This window comes from Polaromonas sp. P1_G4, from assembly GCF_056405475.1.
On the sequence record NZ_JBFUCA010000804.1, the window covers coordinates 1 to 1,320 of the forward strand.

At 63.4% G+C, this 1,320-nt stretch carries 3 protein-coding genes; all 3 read right to left on the reverse strand.

Going from position 1 to position 1,320, the window contains the following annotated elements:
• The coding region (locus AC1D1X_RS23500) for a recombination mediator RecR (protein ID WP_477699372.1) at positions 1–355 on the reverse strand (355 nt) is incomplete at its 3' end.
• 137 nt (positions 356–492) lie between these two features.
• On the reverse strand, positions 493–825 hold the full coding sequence (locus tag AC1D1X_RS23505; protein WP_457278639.1) for a YbaB/EbfC family nucleoid-associated protein: 333 nt from the start codon (positions 823–825) through the stop codon (positions 493–495).
• A gap of 94 nt (positions 826–919) precedes the next feature.
• Positions 920–1,320 (reverse strand): DNA polymerase III subunit gamma/tau C-terminal domain-containing protein (locus AC1D1X_RS23510; protein ID WP_477699373.1); only part of this gene is annotated, 401 nt, incomplete at its 5' end.

A 1,320-nucleotide genomic window follows, 5' to 3' on the forward strand; every position in this document is an offset into this window, starting at 1 on the left:
GGCCTATGCCGTCAAGCGGACTCAGCTTGCCCATGAGCACAAAATAAAGGCCCTTGTAGGCCAGCGTGCGCTCAAGGGCAGCCTGGTCGGCCGGTGTTTCGACCACGCACAGTTTGCTGCGGTCACGCTGCGGGTTGGCGCAGGTGGTGCAAACCTCCTGCTCCGTCAGCGTGTTGCACAAGGTGCAATGCCGCACGCTATTGACGGCGTGCTCCAGCGCACGGGCAATCTGCAGCGCGCCGGGCTTGTCGTGCTGCAGCAAATGAAAAGCCATGCGCGCGGCCGACTTGGCGCCCACGCCCGGCAGCTTGCGCAAGGCCTGGGTAAGGCCTTCGAGAGCGTTGGAGTCAGCCATGTGGCAGCAGCGACCGAGCGTTGTACCCGCTTTCGCAAGCAGGGGCCGCGGAACCGGCTTTGCCGGGCCGCAGGCGCAGCGGCCCCCTCGGGGGGCAGGGAGCTACACGCAGTGAGCGACCGTGGGGGCTCACAACTTTAGAAGGGCAGCTTCATGCCGCCAGGCAGACCGGGCATACCGGCCGTGAGCTTGCCCATTTTCTCGTTGCTCACTTCTTCGGCCTTGCGCACGGCCGCGTTGAACGCAGCGGCTACCAGGTCTTCCAGCATGTCCTTGTCGTCGGTCAGCAGGCTGGGGTCAATTTCAACGCGTTTGACATCGTGCTTGCAGGTCATGGTGACCTTCACCAGACCGGCGCCGGCCTCAGCGGTGACTTCCACAAATGCCAGTTCTTCCTGGGCTTTCTTGAGGTTGTCCTGCATCGCCTGCGCCTGCTTCATGAGGCCCGCGAGTTGTCCTTTGTTAAACATGGTAGTTCCTTTAAAACTTGAAATCGAGGTGTGCTTTGCGTCTGAAATTGCGTCGAAATTGGGGGCAGAAATTGGTTTTAAAACCTGCCTTTGATCATATCGACTTCGCGGCCAGCGGCCGGATGCTGCCGGGGACAATTTTGGCGCCCCAGTCGCGAATCATGTCCTGCACAAACGGGTCGTTCTGGATCATTTCTTCGGCCGCACGCTGGCGCTCGGCTTGCGCCGCCGCATTGCGGCGCGCCGGGGTGTCGGTGACGGGCCCCACTTCCACCGCGAGCCGCAGGGCCGCGTCGCCAAGATGCGCCTGCAGCGCGGCTTGCAGCTTTTCACGCGCTGCCGCCTGGTTCAGCGACTCGCGCTCCACCCGAAGCGTCCACAGCCCATCGGCCTGGCTGCGCAATTCAGACTGCAGGCCCAGTTCACGCGTCAGTGCCGCCACGGCCTCGGCGGCCACCAGCTGGTTGACGGTCTGGCTCCAGCCCTCGCCGTGCG